We start from the raw sequence: 14,136 nt of genomic DNA, 5'->3' as shown, positions 1-14,136 counted from the left end.
TGAGATGTAAAGCAAAAGGAAAAAATATTTACAAACATTCTGACATATATTGGCATCGCAGACGGGCGCAAAGTCGTAAGGAACAGATAAGCACGGGTAAAGGGAGGAGGTGCAGACAGGCAAGGTGCATCGTACGTATCATTAATGTGATAAGATAACATCACCTGTCAAACGGAGAAATTCCATGTCAACCATGACGCCAGAGCAAATCATGACCCAGGCTGAGAAACTGTGTTTACAGCGCGGTGTACGCCTGACGACCCAGCGCGCAGAGGTCCTGCGGTTGATGGCCGGACAGCCAGGATCGATCAGTGCTTATGACCTGCTTGATCAGTTGCGTGTCAGTGAGCCCCAGGCCAAGCCTCCTACCGTCTACCGTGCGCTGGATTTTCTTCTTGAGCAGGGTTTTATCCACCGCGTCGAGTCCAATAACAGCTATGTGATGTGTCACCATTTCGACGCACCCGCCCATACATCGGTGATGCTGGTCTGCGATCGCTGTGCAGTGGTCACGGAAAAGCAGGCGCAGGGCGCAGAAAAAATCATCGCATCGCTGGCGCAAGAGGCAAGCTTTGTCCTACGGCATAGCGTGATAGAGGCGCACGGGTTATGTGAAAACTGTGCGGAAGTTGAAGCCTGTGAACAGCATGAACATTGTGATCATGACCATCAGGCTGACGGGAAGAAACGCAGTAAACGAAGTTAATTGCACATCCTTGTGCAGTCTGGCCGGCATGAGCGTACCGGCCCGGGTAGGAGCATCCCTGAATAACGTGATTACCAGCGGTAATCCTTGTTGTGACCTTCCCAGTCCGTTACTTCTTTCTCCGCCTGATCTTTCGCGTAGCCGTAACGTTCCTGAATTTTGCCGACCAGCTGATCGCGTTTACCTTCAATGACTTGCATGTCATCATCGGTCAGCTTGCCCCATTTCTCTTTCATTTTTCCTTTGAACTGTTTCCAGTTACCACTCGCTTCGTCTTTATTCATTGCAGACCTCCACGTCATCCTTCGATTTCGTTTTATTTTGCCATCAGGCAAAATTACGATATAAAGCGCTGTTTAATAGCGCCATTCAAAGATAATTGTAGTAGCTAATTTCAGTTTTGCCGGAAAAAATGAAAATTTTATGTATCCTGCGTCATATTTCAGGCAAGTTGCTCAGGCGCTAAACCAGGTGCCATTGCGCCAGTGCCTGCGCCAGACCAGCCAAAGTGACAGGCCGCGAAGCGCCAGAAAAACGGCTATCGCCAGCCATAAACCGTGATTACCGATAAAAGGCACGGTTAACAGCGTCAGGAAATAGCCCAGTGCGGCAATCGCCATACTGTTGCGCATTTCTCTTCCGCGCGTCGCACCAATAAACATGCCATCCAGCAGATAGCACCAGACGCCAACCAGCGGCATGACAACCTGCCACGGCAGAAAACGGTCAGCCGCCTGTTGAAGTGCGGGAATCGATGTCAGGAGAGCCACGATCTGATAGCCACAAACAGCATAGACCAGGGAGAAAAACAGCGCGACTGACAGGGCCTGACGGCAGGCAGCAATCCATACCAGTTGCAACCTGCTGCCGTCTTTTGCGCCGTGTGCCTCACCAGCAAAGGCTTCGACGGCGTAAGCAAAGCCATCCAGCGCATAGGCGGTAAACGTCATGAACATCAGCAGGATGGCATTTACCGCCACCACATCAGGTCCGATACGCGTTCCCAGCACGGTCAGAGAGGCAAAGCAAAGCTGTAACAGTAAGGTACGCAGCAGGATATCGCGATTCAGGCGAAGCAGGCGGTGGATATCGCCACGCCAGCTATGGACCAGACTGTGCAGCGTGATGCCGCGCAGCGCCAGCACGCGCCAGACCATAAGTGCCCCGACCAGCAACGTCGCATATTCCGCGATAGCCGTCGCGGCTGCAGCCCCGGCTACGCCCCAGTGCAGCCCCAGCACCAGCCAGAGGTCCAGCAGAATATTGATAACGTTGCCCACCACCAGCAGGATGACCGGCGCTCTGGCATACTGTACGCCCAGCAGCCAGCCCAGAATCACCAGGTTAGCCAGCATGGCGGGCGCACTGAGCCAGCGAATATGGATAAACAGCGCAGCCTGCTCAAGCACGGCGGCCTCTCCGCCGATAAAGCGGGTTGCTAATGCCGTAACAGGATGACGCAGGGCAATAAACAGGCTGCCGGCCAGTAAGGCAATGATCAGGGGCTGTGCCAATGCGCGCGCCAGCGCCGTTTTATCGCCCGCGCCAAACGCCTGAGCCGTCAGGCCTGTCGTACTCATCCGCAGAAAAAGCAGCAGCATGAAGATGAAACTGGTAACGGTCGTCCCGACCGCAACGCCGCCCAGATAAACCGGGCTGTCGAGATGGCCAATAACGGCTGTATCGACTAAGCCGAGCAGAGGAACGGTGATATTTGACAGGATCATGGGCAGCGCCAGCCGCCACAGTTTTTTATCGGTAGCTGTCAGGAAGCGCATGTAACGTCCGTGCAATGCGCCGCTGGTGTTACAGATGAACCCACAGCGGCAAAACAGGGGCAGACTGGGTAACGTCAAGGTTGACGTAAAGAGCCAACCTTAAGAAGAGTTACAACCACTCACCGTTACGTACGATGCCAACCGCCAGACCTTCAACCGTCAGCGACTGCGCACGTGTATCGACAATGATAGGCTCAAAATCCGTATTTTCAGGTAACAGATGCACCACTGATCCCTGTTTTTTCCAGCGCTTCACAGTGACTTCGTCGTCAATGCGCGCTACCACCACCTGACCATTACGCACTTCCTGCGTTTTATGCACGGCCAGCAAATCACCATCCATGATGCCAATGTCTTTCATTGACATGCCGCTAACGCGCAGCAGGAAATCGGCAGAGGGCTTGAACATGTCTGGATCCACTTTGTAGTGGGTTTCGATATGTTCCTGGGCCAGCAACGGCTCACCCGCCGCAACGCGCCCAATGAGTGGCAGGCCATCTGAAGGTTCTTCTTCCATTAACAAACGGATACCGCGGGACGCACCAGAGACGATTTCAATCACGCCTTTACGCGACAGCGCTTTCAGATGCTCTTCTGCCGCGTTAGGTGAGCGGAAGCCCAGTTGCGCAGCAATTTCTGCACGCGTAGGCGGCATGCCCGTTTGATTAATGTGGTCGCGAATCAAGTCGTAGACCTGTTGCTGCCTGCTGGTTAATGCTTTCATCCCGCCCCCTGGTTGTTTATACAGTCGCTGTGAGTATATACAGGTATTGGTGAAATGGAAACCAAAAGTCAGGCCAAAATCAGTAATTTGACGGGAGATGGAATGCTTATCGCAAATGCGACCAAAGTAGCGTTCCCCAAACGAACAGGGCCAGTACTATTGCCAGCAAAACAGCGGCCGATCCCATATCTTTGGCACGGCCGGCAAGAGGGTGACGTTCCTGCCCTGTGCGGTCCACCACCGCTTCGATGGCGCTGTTCAGAACTTCAACAATCATCACCAGCATGACCGCGCCAATCATCAGGATGCGCGAAATAGTATCGACATCCAGCCAGCAGGCCAGGATAATTGCCGCCAGTGAAATTACGGCTTCCTGGCGGAAGGCAGCTTCATGCTGCCAGGCGGCGCGAAGACCTTGCCATGAGTAGCCAGCCGCTTTCACAATCCGGGTAATGCCGGTGACATTATTTGTCATGATAAAGGAACTCTTTTCAAAGGATTGACGTCAATACCGGGCAGCGCACAATTGTCGCTGTCACAGATTTTTGCTGCGCGTTCTGATATGCTTGCGCCGCTTTGCTAACAAGAGGCTTCATGTTGTCTATGTCAGGTTGGCGTAAAATTTTCTATAAATTGCTGAACTTACCCCTTTCATTTCTGGTAAAGAGTAAGGCCATTCCGGCTGATCCCGTGTCCGAACATGGGCTGGATCCTACCCGGCCTATTATGTATGTCCTGCCTTATGATTCAAAGGCCGATCTCCTGACTTTACGCGCGCAGTGCATCCGGCACGATCTGCCTGATCCGCTTATTCCGCTGGAGATAGACGGCGCCCTGTTGCCGCGTCATGTCTTTATTAATGACGGTCCGCGTGTGTTCCCCTATTTTGTGCCCAGCCTTGAATCGGTCAAAATCTTCCACGAATATCTTGATCTGCACCGCAGCAACCCTGAACTTGATGTTCAGATGTTACCGGTTTCAGTCATGTTTGGCCGTGCGCCGGGTCGGGAAGTCCAGGGCGACGATCATCCGCCTCATTTGCGGCTCCTTAACGGCATTCAAAAATTCTTTGCCGTTCTCTGGCATGGCCGCGACAGTTTTGTGCGTTTTTCGCCCACGGTCTCCCTGCGTCGTATGGCGACCGAACACGGTACCGACAAGTCGATTGCGCAGAAGCTGGCTCGCGTAGCGCGCATCCATTTTGCCCGTCAGCGCCTGGCTGCGGTGGGACCGCGCCTGCCGGCTCGCCAGGATTTATTCAATCGCCTGTTGCAGTCGAAGGCGATTGAAAAAGCTGTGGAAGACGAGGCGCGTAGCAAGAAAATCTCCCATGAGAAAGCGCAGCAAAACGCCATTGAAATGATGGAAGAAATTGCGGCCAACTTTTCCTACGAAGCGATTCGTATCACCGACCGCGTGATGGGTTGGCTCTGGAGCCGACTCTATCAGGGGATCAACGTTAACGGCGGTGAGCGGGTACGTCAGCTGGCGCAGGACGGCCATGAAATTGTTTATGTGCCTTGCCACCGCAGCCATATGGACTACCTGCTACTGTCTTATGTGCTGTATCACCAGGGCCTGGTTCCGCCGCATATTGCCGCAGGGATTAACCTGAACTTCTGGCCTGCCGGGCCGATTTTCCGTCGTCTGGGTGCCTTCTTTATTCGTCGTACCTTTAAAGGCAACAAGCTCTATTCAACCGTGTTCCGTGAATACCTTGGCGAGCTCTTTACCCGCGGCTATTCCGTCGAGTATTTCGTGGAAGGTGGACGCTCACGTACCGGCCGACTGCTGGATCCGAAAACCGGCACCCTCTCTATGACGCTGCAGGCCATGCTGCGCGGCGGCACGCGACCTATTACGTTAGTGCCCATTTACATCGGTTATGAACATGTAATGGAAGTGGGTACTTACGCTAAAGAGCTACGCGGTGCGGCAAAAGAGAAAGAAGGCTTTATGCAGATGGTGCGCGGCCTGCGTAAGCTGCGCAACCTGGGCCAGGGTTATGTGAACTTTGGTGAGCCGTTGCCGCTGATCAACTATCTGAACAAGCGCGTACCGGAATGGCGTGAGTCTATCGATCCCATTGAAGCGCAACGTCCGGGCTGGTTAACGCCAACGGCCAATGATATCGCCGCCACCATCATGGTACGTATTAATGAAGCCGGTGCCGCGAACGCCATGAACCTGTGCGTAACGGCACTGCTCGCTTCCCGCCAGCGTTCGCTGACCCGTGAACAGCTGATTGAGCAGCTGGAGTGCTATACCCAGTTATTACGTAATGTGCCCTACTCGCCGGATGCCACTTTGCCTGACATGTCTGCGGAAGCGTTGCTGGATCACGCGCTGAGTATGAACAAGTTTGAGAGTGAGAAGGACAGTATCGGCGACATCATTATTCTGCCGCGCGAGCAGGCGGTGCTGATGACCTATTACCGGAATAACATCCACCATATGTTGGTGATGCCCTCTCTGATTGCGGCCATCATCCAGCAGCACCGTAACCTGAGCGAAGCCGAACTGCTGCGCCAGGTCAGCCTGATTTACCCCATGCTGAAGAGCGAGCTGTTCCTGCGCTGGGGCAACGACCAGCTGCCGCAGCTGCTGGCTGACTTATGCCAGGAGCTGGCGCGCCAGGGACTGATTACCGTTGAGGCAGGTCTGCTGTCGTTCAACACGGCGCGTTACCGTACGCTGCAGTTGCTGGCTGCCGGTGTACGTGAAACGCTGCAGCGTTACGCCATCACCTTCTCGATTCTCAGCGCCAAGCCCACCATCAACCGCGGCACGCTGGAAAAAGAGAGCCGCACGCTGGCCCAGCGCCTGAGCGTACTGCATGGCATCAATGCGCCTGAGTTTTTCGATAAAGCGGTGTTCTCTACACTGGTACTGACCCTGCGCGATGAAGGCTATATCAGCGACAGTGGCGATGCGGATGTGGCGCAGACGCTGGCGACCTGGCACATTCTGGCAGAACTGGTCACCAGCGATGTTCGTATGACCATCGAGAGCGCCGTTGCACACAGCTAACGTGCTGGCATGACAAAAAAAGGCGACCTGACTGGTCGCCTTTTTTATTGCTTACTGAACCTCACACTGTGCATCGCACTGGCGCTACGTTCGGTGCCTGCCCTACAACAGGTTTGAGAACGGCGGAGTATTCATTAACACGCCGAGAAACAGCACCAGCCCTACATAATTGTTATTCAGAAACGCCTGGAAACAGGCCTGACGCGCGCGCTTTGCGATCAGTTTTTGCTGATAAACAAATAAACCGCCCGCCAGTAACAGCGTCCAGTAAAACGCCCCATTCAGATGCAGCCGTGTCCCTACCAGCGCCATCAGCCCCAGCGTCGCCAGTTGCAGCAGGCCGATAATCAATTTGTCGTACTGGCCAAACAGAATGGCTGTGGACTTCACGCCAATCTTCAGGTCGTCCTCGCGATCCACCATGGCATATTGCGTATCGTAGGCCACCGTCCAGCAAATGTTGGCGAGAAATACCAGCCAGCAAACCAGAGGTAAGGACTCACTAACAGCAGCCCAGGCCATGGGAATTGCCCAGCCAAATGCGGCGCCAAGGACTACCTGCGGCAAATGCGTATAGCGCTTCATAAAAGGATAAACCCAGGCAAGCGCCAGCCCGACAACAGAAAGCATAATCGTCATCAGGTTCATGCTCAGTACCAGGCCAAACGCGATCAGCCCCAGTACCACAAACAGCATTTTAGCCTCTTTCGCCGTGACAGCACCGCTGGCCAGTGGCCGGAGCTTTGTGCGTTCCACATGGCCGTCGACTTTGCGGTCAGCATAATCGTTAATCACACAGCCAGCTGCACGCATGACAAATACGCCCGCGACAAACACGATCAGTACCGGTAACGGCGGCATCGCCCTGTTAGCCAGCCACAGCGCCCACAACGTCGGCCACAGCAGCAGCAGTGTGCCAATAGGTTTATCAATTCGCATGAGGCGGCTGTAAGCCTGCCATTTGGTCATTTGTTGTCTGTTTTGCACAGGTCAAATCCTTAACCCTGGTAACGGTAAACCGGCGACGCCGGTAAAAATAATTCGGTTAGCAGCAGGGGCTTCCCCGATAAACGCAGGCGCGACCGACGTCCCCACAGCGATTCAACGTTACCGGGCTCGATAAAATCGCGGGTCAGGGTTGAAGAGGAGAACAGGTAACGTCCCAGCGGTCGCGTTCCGAGCTGCTGCAACATCGCTTCGGGACCGTTCAGGGTGCTTTCAGGCACCAGCGTGCGTCCCGCCAGCCAGGGTTGTTCGTCGCCGTACAGGATCACTTCACGCAGCCAGAAGCTCTGATCAGCGGGTAACAGCGCACCTTCGTCACCTAATTCGTCAGCGTGGATAAACCCTTCACGAACGGGCTCCACCCTGACCTTCTGGCAATGCTGTTCGAAGCGCCTGGTCATAGAGTCCTCCTCCATCAGCCAGTCACGAAGTGATGGCGACAGAGCAGCACCGTCCAGCGCCAGCCAGTTGAGTGAACGTAATAAACGGAGCGGGTCTTGCGTCATGACACTTTCCCCCAAAAATTTTCAGGCAGGTAGTTTAGCGCAGAGCGATTCACGGCACACCCGTCCGTCATGCAAACGCGAGGTTATTCGCGCTTAAGCCGGTTACTGTTTGCCAGCCACAGGGTGATAACCAGCAGCAGAATAGCAGCCGAGTAGCACAGCGTATCAAAGGGATTTTTGTGGTCGACGATAATCAGCCTGATGATAGCCGTGATGCCGATATAGACGAAATAGCGTAACGGGAAATGGTAACCCGACTGGAAGTACTTCACGATGAGGGCAATAAACTCAAAGTAAAGGAAGTAAATCACGATGCCTTCGATCAGAAGATAGGAGGACGCCTGCTCGCCCGTGCTGAACAGGACGTTGGCTAAATGGACCGTCTCTTTGCCCAGGAAGACCATTAAAATGAACGCCAGAATCAGCAATCCTGCATTCAGCACCCATTGCATCAGGCGCGCTATCTTTTGTGCTATCGGGTTTTTATCACTCATTTCACGCCTCGAAAATAAAGGGATGTTTTCTGGCATTATCATGCTTTAGTGTGACGTAAATCACAATATAGCCCTCAAGCTTACTTAACAGCGTCTTTCAAATCACCAGACTGCGCGATGGAATGCCAGCCCCGGCATCCTGGGTTATACCGCCGGGACCGTACGAACCTGTCTTTTGATGAAAGCCAACCGGACAGACCGATCATATCGGCTGGCAGACCCACTCCGTCGTGCCGTCCTGTCATACGGTTTTCACATCCGACATTTACATTGGCTCGGTTTTTCAACCCCGGCAGTCAGTTAGCGCCCGCTTCCATACCCGACTCAATGGATAAGCGTCCTGAGGCGGCACGTTGCGTTGGCCTCCGCGCAGCCAACAGCGGCGTTCATGCCCGGCCAGGCTTAATCTGTTCCGCATTAACGGTTACGGGATTACGCCAGGTTAGTGTGCACTTACTCAACTATTAAGATGCGGCCGGACGGCGTTGCGCTGGCGGCGTTAAAACAGCCCGACGTCAGAGACGCAGACAAACGCCCCCTGTGGCGTGAAGACGCCGCAGCAAGAGAGGACAACATGAAAACAATTCTGGTGATTCTGGACGGCCTGAGCCATCACGTTGCCCATCATGCGATGGGTTATCTGCACGCAGAATGTGCGCAAGGTAAAGGGCATTATTATCATCTCACCTGTGCACTGCCTTCTCTGTCGCGTCCGCTGTATGAATGCATTCTGACCGGTGTTGCGCCTGTGCAAAGTGGAATCATCCACAACGGGGTAAACCGCCTGAGTCACGAACAGAGCGTATTTCACTATGCGCGTGATGCGGGCCTGACCACCGCCGCAGCGGCTTATCACTGGATCAGTGAACTTTACAACCGCAGCCCTTTCGAGCCCGCGCGCGATCGTCATACCGAAGCGCCGGCCCTGCCTGTCCAGTTCGGGCACTTTTACGTTGACGACAGTTACCCCGATTCGCACCTGTTTGAAGATGCTGAGAGCCTGAGGTTGCGGCACAACCCGGACTTCCTCCTCATCCATCCAATGAATATCGATTATGCCGGTCATCAACATGGCTTGTCCTCGCCCCAGTATCGTAACCGGGCACGCATGGCGGATGGTTACCTGTCGCAATGGATGCCTGGCTGGCTGGCAGAAGGCTATCAGGTGATGGTGACCGCCGACCATGGCATGAACGACGACCGCTCACATGGTGGCATGCTGCCGGAGGAAACGACCGTTCCCCTGTTTGTCTTTGGTGACGGGTTCTCGCTAAAGCCTGGGCTGGAACTGCAACAAACCGATCTCTGCGGCACGCTGTGTACACTGCTCGGCGTTCCTCATGACAAGCCGGTGCATCACGATCTGCTGGCACAGGTTTCGCTCTGACCCTCTTCCCGCTTCTGGCGGCAGGAATACAGTAAACTGCCGCCCCGGGTCTGGCGGGTTGGGCGAACGGCACAACCCGTCCTTCTGTTGCCGTTATTCCGCTGATCACCTGCCGTACTGACTTTGTCGCCACGCCCTTCACTGACCCCAGAAAAAAGCGCACCGGCCGCGCGCGGCGGGAAAGGTCCGCCTGAGGCCAGCCGGATTTGTCGTGAGGTATCCGCAGAGTGGTCTACATTTAAAGGGGCCGACGCTGCGCAGGTCATTTAAAACACTGGAAAAAAGTTCGCAACGTCCGGCAGCCATGTTCGCAGATTGCGCTCTCCATCAGGCTGGCAATCTGTCATGCCGTAAGCCTGATGGTTGAGGAGCAACGTTACGTGTTAACCCTGCTTAACTTACTGTCTGCCGTTGCGCTTCTGGTCTGGGGCACGCACATTACGCGCTCCGGCATTATGCGCGTTTACGGGGCCGATTTGCGCCGGGTGCTCAGTCGCAGCGTGGAAAAGAAGCCGATGGCGTTTCTTGCCGGTATCGGCGTAACGATGCTGGTGCAAAGCAGTAATGCCACCACGCTGCTGGTTACCTCGTTTGTGGCTCAAAATCTTGTCAGCCTGACACCCGCTCTGGTAGTGATACTGGGCGCTGACGTCGGTACGGCCATTATGGCGCGCGTCCTGACATTCGATCTCTCCTGGCTTTCCCCGCTGTTTATCTTTTTTGGCGTGGTTTTCTTCCTGAGTCGCAAACAAAGCCGGGCAGGTCAGCTTGGCCGGACCAGCATAGGTCTGGGGTTAATTCTGCTGGCGCTACAGCTGATTGTTGAAGCCGCCCGACCGATTACCCAGGCGGCTGGCGTGCAGGTTCTGTTTTCCAGTTTAACCGGTGACGTAATGCTGGACGCTCTGCTCGGAGCGGTCTTTGCTATTATCAGCTACTCCAGTCTCGCCGCTGTGCTGATTACCGCCACACTGACCGCCACAGGCGTGATCGCCTTCAAGGTGGCCCTGTGTCTGGTAATCGGCGCGAACCTGGGCAGCGGCTTACTGGCGGTTATTAACGGCAGCGGATCCAATGCGGCCGGTAAACGCGTTGCAATGGGCAGCTTTCTGTTTAAGCTGACGGGTTGTGTAATAATTCTGCCCTTTGTTGAAACCGTAGCGGGCTGGCTGGATAAACTGCCCGTTAATGACGAAGAGCTGGTGATCTTCTTTCACGTTTTCTACAACCTGTTTCGCTGCATTATCATGGTGCCCTTTGCCGATGCGATGGCACGCCTGTGCCGTCGACTGATTGCGGACGATGCCGAAAGTGACGTCACGCTAAAACCCAGACACCTTGACAGCAGCGCGCTGGATACGCCCGCTCTGGCGCTGGTGAATGCTGCGCGCGAAGCGTTGCGTATGGGCGACGTGCTGGAGCAGATGCTGGATACGTTTCTGCAGGTGGTGCGCGGCGAGTCGCGGGCAGAACGCACGGTACGGCGGCTGGATGATGATGTGGATGTCCTGTATACCGCCATCAAACTCTATCTGGCGCGCATGCCGAAAGAGGATTTATCAGAGGAGGATTCCCGCCGCTGGGGGCAAATCATAGAAATGTCGCTGAATCTGGAGCAGGCCGGTGACATTATCGAGCGCATGAGCGGGGACGTCGCCGATAAATCTCTGGCTGCCCGGCGAACCTTTTCGCCCGAGGGCCTGAAAGAGCTGGAAGCCTTGCATGAGCAGCTTATCGCGAATCTACGGCTGAGCCTGTCGGTATTTTTATCTCACGATGTTACCAGCGCTAAGCGGCTACGCCGCGCCAAACACCGCTTTCGCCTGAAAATACGCCGCTATTCACACTCGCATGTTGATCGGTTACACCAGCAGAACATTCAGAGCATTGAAACCAGTTCGCTGCACCTGGGCTTGCTGGGCGATATGAAGCGTCTGAACTCGCTGTTTTGCGCGGTCGCTTACACGGTTCTGGAGCAGCCTGACGATGAGCGGGATTATGACTAAAGAAAGTGCGAAGGCCGTTTGGCCTTCGCACTGTGTCTCTCAGGGACGGGATGACGGCTTTTTATCTGTGGGCTTACCGGACCAGTAGCCCGCCAGCAGGGAACCGGAAAGGTTGTGCCAGACGGAAAACAACGCCCCCGGCAGTGCAGCCAGTGGCGAGAAATACAGTTTACCCAGCGTCGCCGCCAGCCCTGAATTCTGCATGCCCACTTCCAGCGCCAGCGTGCGGCAGGTAGATTCATCAAAGCCAAACAGCTTGCCGCCCCAGTAACCGCCGAGCAGACCAATAGCGTTATGTAACATGACGGCGGCGATCACCATCACGCCAACCGAGGCAATAAAGCTCTGGCTACCGGCGACCACAGCACTGATGATCAGCAGAATACACACCATTGAAAAAGCGGGAAGATAAGGCTCTACCCGACGAACCAGACCGTTAAACGTGTGGTGAATGATCAACCCTAACCCGATAGGGATCACGACGATCCTGATGATGCTCAGCAGCATACCGGCAACATCAACCTGAATATGCGTATCCACATAAAAACGGGTCAGCAGCGGCGTGGCAAACACACCAACCAGCGCGGACACCGAGGAGATGGTCACCGAGAGCGCCACATCGCCTTTTGCCAGATAAATCATCACGTTCGAGGCGGTTCCACTGGCAACGCTGCCCACCAGAATCATCCCGGCAGCCAGATCGGGCGGCATGTTAAACAGTTTTGCCAGCGCCCATGCCGCCAGGGGCATCACCAGATAGTGCAGGAATGTACCTGCAAGCACCGGCGCCGGACGGGTTAAGACGCGTTTGAAATCATTGATATTCAGCGTGACGCCCATACCGAACATAATCAGCATCAGCAGATACGCGACCCACGGGCCAATACCCAGAAAGGTGGTGGGCGAGTAGTAAGCCGCGACAGACAACAGGACGGCCCACAGGGGGAACAGACGGGTTAAGGTGGCAAGCATCAACAAACATGCTTTTAGCAAAATCAGCGACGTGCGTGGAATGATGTCCGGCGGCATCACAGCCGGTCAGTAAAAAGCCGGACAGGGTCCGGCTTTCTTTTGATGTCAGCGGCGCTTATTCAAACAAGTTGTGGTGCAGCGTACGCACCACACTTTCCGCATCGTCACCTGGCACCAGGAAGCAGAGGTTATAGCTGCTGGCTCCGTAGCAAATCATGCGCAGGTTAAAGGGCTCAAGTACGCCAAACACCTCTTTACCGACCCCACAGGCTTTCGACAGTTCATTGCCGATTATGGCCACCAGCGCCAGGTTTTCCTCTACTTCCACCCGACACAGGGATGAGAGCTCGGTTAACAACGCCTGGCTCAGCAGATGGTCGCCGGTTGAAGTCGAGCCGGTCGTATCCAGCGTCAACGCGACGCTGACTTCCGAGGTGGTAATCAGATCCACCGACACGTTGTGACGCACCAGGATATTGAACACTTCAGACAGGAAGCCCGGCGTATGCAACATATTCAGGCTGTGCAACGTGACCAGGGTTTGCTTGCGGCGCAACGCCAGCGCTCTGAACAGCGGCGGATTCGCCGTCTCATTGCACACGCGCGTACCGCCTGCTGCAGGATCTTTACTGGAGCCGACGAACACCGGAATGTCGCTACGGACAGCGGGCAGCAGCGTGGCAGGATGCAGAACTTTGGCACCAAAAGTGGCCATTTCAGCCGCTTCTTCAAAAGTGATTTCATCAATACGTTTAGCCGCAGGGACTACACGCGGATCGGTGGTGTAAATGCCCGGCACGTCTGTCCAGATATCCACGCGCGCAGCGTTTAATGCTTCACCCAGCAGTGCGGCCGTGTAATCACTGCCGCCGCGGCCCAGCGTCGTGGTGCGTCCTTTTTCTTCGCTGCCGATAAAGCCCTGCGTGACCACCAGAGCGGCGGCAATGCGCGGCTGCAACTGCACACTGACCTGCTCGGCCAGTACGGCGACATCAGGCTCCGCACGGCCAAAGCGATCGTTCGTGCGCATGACTTTACGCACGTCAAACCATTCCGCATTGACCCCGCGCTCACGCAGGATCTCGACAAACAGCAGAGTCGACATGAGTTCGCCGTGGCTGACCAGTTCGTCGGTTAAGGCGCTGGAGGTGGCGAGAGCGGCGGCGTCAGACAGCATGCCGATATTGTCGATAATGCGGTCGATTTCATCGCGGATAACGTCTGGATTGTTCAGGCGATCGATGATGGCATATTGAATGCGGCGGATATCATCGAGCTGCGCCGCGCGTTGCGATGTCTCCTGACCTTCGGCAAGGGAGACCAGCAGATTGGTGATGCCTGCAGAGGCAGAAAGCACCACCAGCCGGGTATTGCTGTCCTGCAACACCACATCGGCGCTACGGTTCATGGCATCGAAATCGGCAACGCTGGTACCGCCAAATTTCGCTACATTCAGATTCAGAGACATTGTATGACCTCGTGTCAGGATACGTTGCCCTCACCCGTTAAGAGATGAGAAACAGTAATT

General features: G+C 55.1%; 13 protein-coding genes. 4 read left to right on the top strand and 9 right to left on the bottom strand.

The genetic code is table 11. The features are described from left to right. Positions 1–184: 184 nt before the first annotated feature. On the top strand, positions 185–706 hold the full coding sequence (zur, locus tag RAC60_RS15605; RefSeq protein ID WP_033738958.1) for a zinc uptake transcriptional repressor Zur: 522 nt from the start codon (positions 185–187) through the stop codon (positions 704–706). A gap of 71 nt (positions 707–777) precedes the next feature. Here the strand turns inward: zur and RAC60_RS15600 are convergent, their stop codons facing one another. The 4 genes from RAC60_RS15600 to RAC60_RS15585 form a co-directional block, all read right to left on the bottom strand. Beyond that, positions 778–990: a CsbD family protein gene (locus RAC60_RS15600; protein ID WP_006121556.1), complete on the bottom strand. Its 213-nt coding sequence runs from the start codon at positions 988–990 to the stop codon at positions 778–780. 171 nt (positions 991–1,161) lie between these two features. Continuing rightward, positions 1,162–2,484, bottom strand: coding sequence for an MATE family efflux transporter DinF (dinF, locus tag RAC60_RS15595; RefSeq protein ID WP_033738955.1), 1,323 nt, complete (start codon positions 2,482–2,484; stop codon positions 1,162–1,164). A gap of 109 nt (positions 2,485–2,593) precedes the next feature. Continuing rightward, the gene (lexA, locus tag RAC60_RS15590; protein ID WP_006121554.1) at positions 2,594–3,208 is read right to left on the bottom strand and encodes a transcriptional repressor LexA; all 615 of its coding nucleotides are present in this window, start codon (positions 3,206–3,208) and stop codon (positions 2,594–2,596) included. 106 nt (positions 3,209–3,314) lie between these two features. Next, the gene (locus RAC60_RS15585; RefSeq protein ID WP_006121553.1) at positions 3,315–3,683 is read right to left on the bottom strand and encodes a diacylglycerol kinase; all 369 of its coding nucleotides are present in this window, start codon (positions 3,681–3,683) and stop codon (positions 3,315–3,317) included. Positions 3,684–3,811: 128 nt separating this feature from the next. Here RAC60_RS15585 and plsB point away from each other — a divergent pair, with 128 nt between their 5' ends. Beyond that, the gene (gene plsB, locus RAC60_RS15580; protein WP_039339074.1) at positions 3,812–6,238 is read left to right on the top strand and encodes a glycerol-3-phosphate 1-O-acyltransferase PlsB; all 2,427 of its coding nucleotides are present in this window, start codon (positions 3,812–3,814) and stop codon (positions 6,236–6,238) included. Between the two features lie 102 nt (positions 6,239–6,340). On the opposite strand, the gene ubiA is transcribed toward plsB, so the two are convergent. The 3 genes from ubiA to psiE form a co-directional block, all read right to left on the bottom strand. Beyond that, entirely contained in the window at positions 6,341–7,207 is an 867-nt protein-coding gene (gene ubiA, locus RAC60_RS15575; RefSeq protein ID WP_191091184.1) for a 4-hydroxybenzoate octaprenyltransferase, read from the bottom strand. Positions 7,208–7,236: 29 nt separating this feature from the next. Continuing rightward, positions 7,237–7,749 carry a chorismate lyase gene (gene ubiC, locus RAC60_RS15570; protein WP_375093989.1) on the bottom strand — a complete coding sequence of 171 codons (513 nt, stop codon included), beginning with the start codon at positions 7,747–7,749 and terminating at the stop codon, positions 7,237–7,239. Between the two features lie 83 nt (positions 7,750–7,832). Further along, a complete protein-coding gene (gene psiE, locus RAC60_RS15565) occupies positions 7,833–8,243 on the bottom strand; it encodes a phosphate-starvation-inducible protein PsiE (RefSeq protein ID WP_006121549.1) in 411 nt (136 codons plus the stop codon). 574 nt (positions 8,244–8,817) lie between these two features. Between psiE and RAC60_RS15560 the strand changes: the two genes are divergently transcribed. Continuing rightward, positions 8,818–9,630 (top strand): alkaline phosphatase family protein, encoded by an 813-nt coding sequence (locus tag RAC60_RS15560; RefSeq protein WP_033739245.1) that lies wholly within the window; start codon positions 8,818–8,820, stop codon positions 9,628–9,630. Between the two features lie 380 nt (positions 9,631–10,010). Further along, positions 10,011–11,636: a Na/Pi cotransporter family protein gene (locus RAC60_RS15555; RefSeq protein ID WP_006121547.1), complete on the top strand. Its 1,626-nt coding sequence runs from the start codon at positions 10,011–10,013 to the stop codon at positions 11,634–11,636. A 39-nt stretch (positions 11,637–11,675) separates the two neighbouring features. Here the strand turns inward: RAC60_RS15555 and panS are convergent, their stop codons facing one another. Together panS and lysC are read right to left on the bottom strand one after the other, a co-directional pair. After that, positions 11,676–12,608 (bottom strand): ketopantoate/pantoate/pantothenate transporter PanS, encoded by a 933-nt coding sequence (gene panS, locus RAC60_RS15550; protein ID WP_039339079.1) that lies wholly within the window; start codon positions 12,606–12,608, stop codon positions 11,676–11,678. A gap of 115 nt (positions 12,609–12,723) precedes the next feature. Beyond that, complete coding sequence (gene lysC / locus RAC60_RS15545; RefSeq protein ID WP_006121545.1) at positions 12,724–14,076, bottom strand: lysine-sensitive aspartokinase 3; 1,353 nt, start codon at positions 14,074–14,076, stop codon at positions 12,724–12,726. Positions 14,077–14,136 lie beyond the last annotated feature (60 nt).

This window comes from Pantoea sp. BR_17 (assembly GCF_041955125.1).
Taxonomy (GTDB): Bacteria; Pseudomonadota; Gammaproteobacteria; order Enterobacterales; family Enterobacteriaceae; genus Pantoea; species Pantoea stewartii.
Note: the sequence above shows the minus strand (reverse complement) of the source record. Positions and strands in the feature narration are given on the sequence as shown.

Excerpts from the sequence above, each read along its gene's own strand:
- plsB (WP_039339074.1), top strand. The coding sequence starts at position 3,812 with ATGTCAGGTTGGCGTAAAATTTTCTATAAATTGCTGAACTTACCCCTT.
- RAC60_RS15600 (WP_006121556.1), bottom strand. The coding sequence starts at position 990 with ATGAATAAAGACGAAGCGAGTGGTAACTGGAAACAGTTCAAAGGAAAA.
- dinF (WP_033738955.1), bottom strand. The coding sequence starts at position 2,484 with ATGCGCTTCCTGACAGCTACCGATAAAAAACTGTGGCGGCTGGCGCTG.
- psiE (WP_006121549.1), bottom strand. The coding sequence starts at position 8,243 with ATGAGTGATAAAAACCCGATAGCACAAAAGATAGCGCGCCTGATGCAA.
- zur (WP_033738958.1), top strand. The coding sequence starts at position 185 with ATGTCAACCATGACGCCAGAGCAAATCATGACCCAGGCTGAGAAACTG.
- ubiA (WP_191091184.1), bottom strand. The coding sequence starts at position 7,207 with ATGACCAAATGGCAGGCTTACAGCCGCCTCATGCGAATTGATAAACCT.
- ubiC (WP_375093989.1), bottom strand. The coding sequence starts at position 7,749 with ATGACGCAAGACCCGCTCCGTTTATTACGTTCACTCAACTGGCTGGCG.
- lysC (WP_006121545.1), bottom strand. The coding sequence starts at position 14,076 with ATGTCTCTGAATCTGAATGTAGCGAAATTTGGCGGTACCAGCGTTGCC.
- RAC60_RS15585 (WP_006121553.1), bottom strand. The coding sequence starts at position 3,683 with ATGACAAATAATGTCACCGGCATTACCCGGATTGTGAAAGCGGCTGGC.
- RAC60_RS15560 (WP_033739245.1), top strand. The coding sequence starts at position 8,818 with ATGAAAACAATTCTGGTGATTCTGGACGGCCTGAGCCATCACGTTGCC.
- lexA (WP_006121554.1), bottom strand. The coding sequence starts at position 3,208 with ATGAAAGCATTAACCAGCAGGCAGCAACAGGTCTACGACTTGATTCGC.
- panS (WP_039339079.1), bottom strand. The coding sequence starts at position 12,608 with ATGCTTGCCACCTTAACCCGTCTGTTCCCCCTGTGGGCCGTCCTGTTG.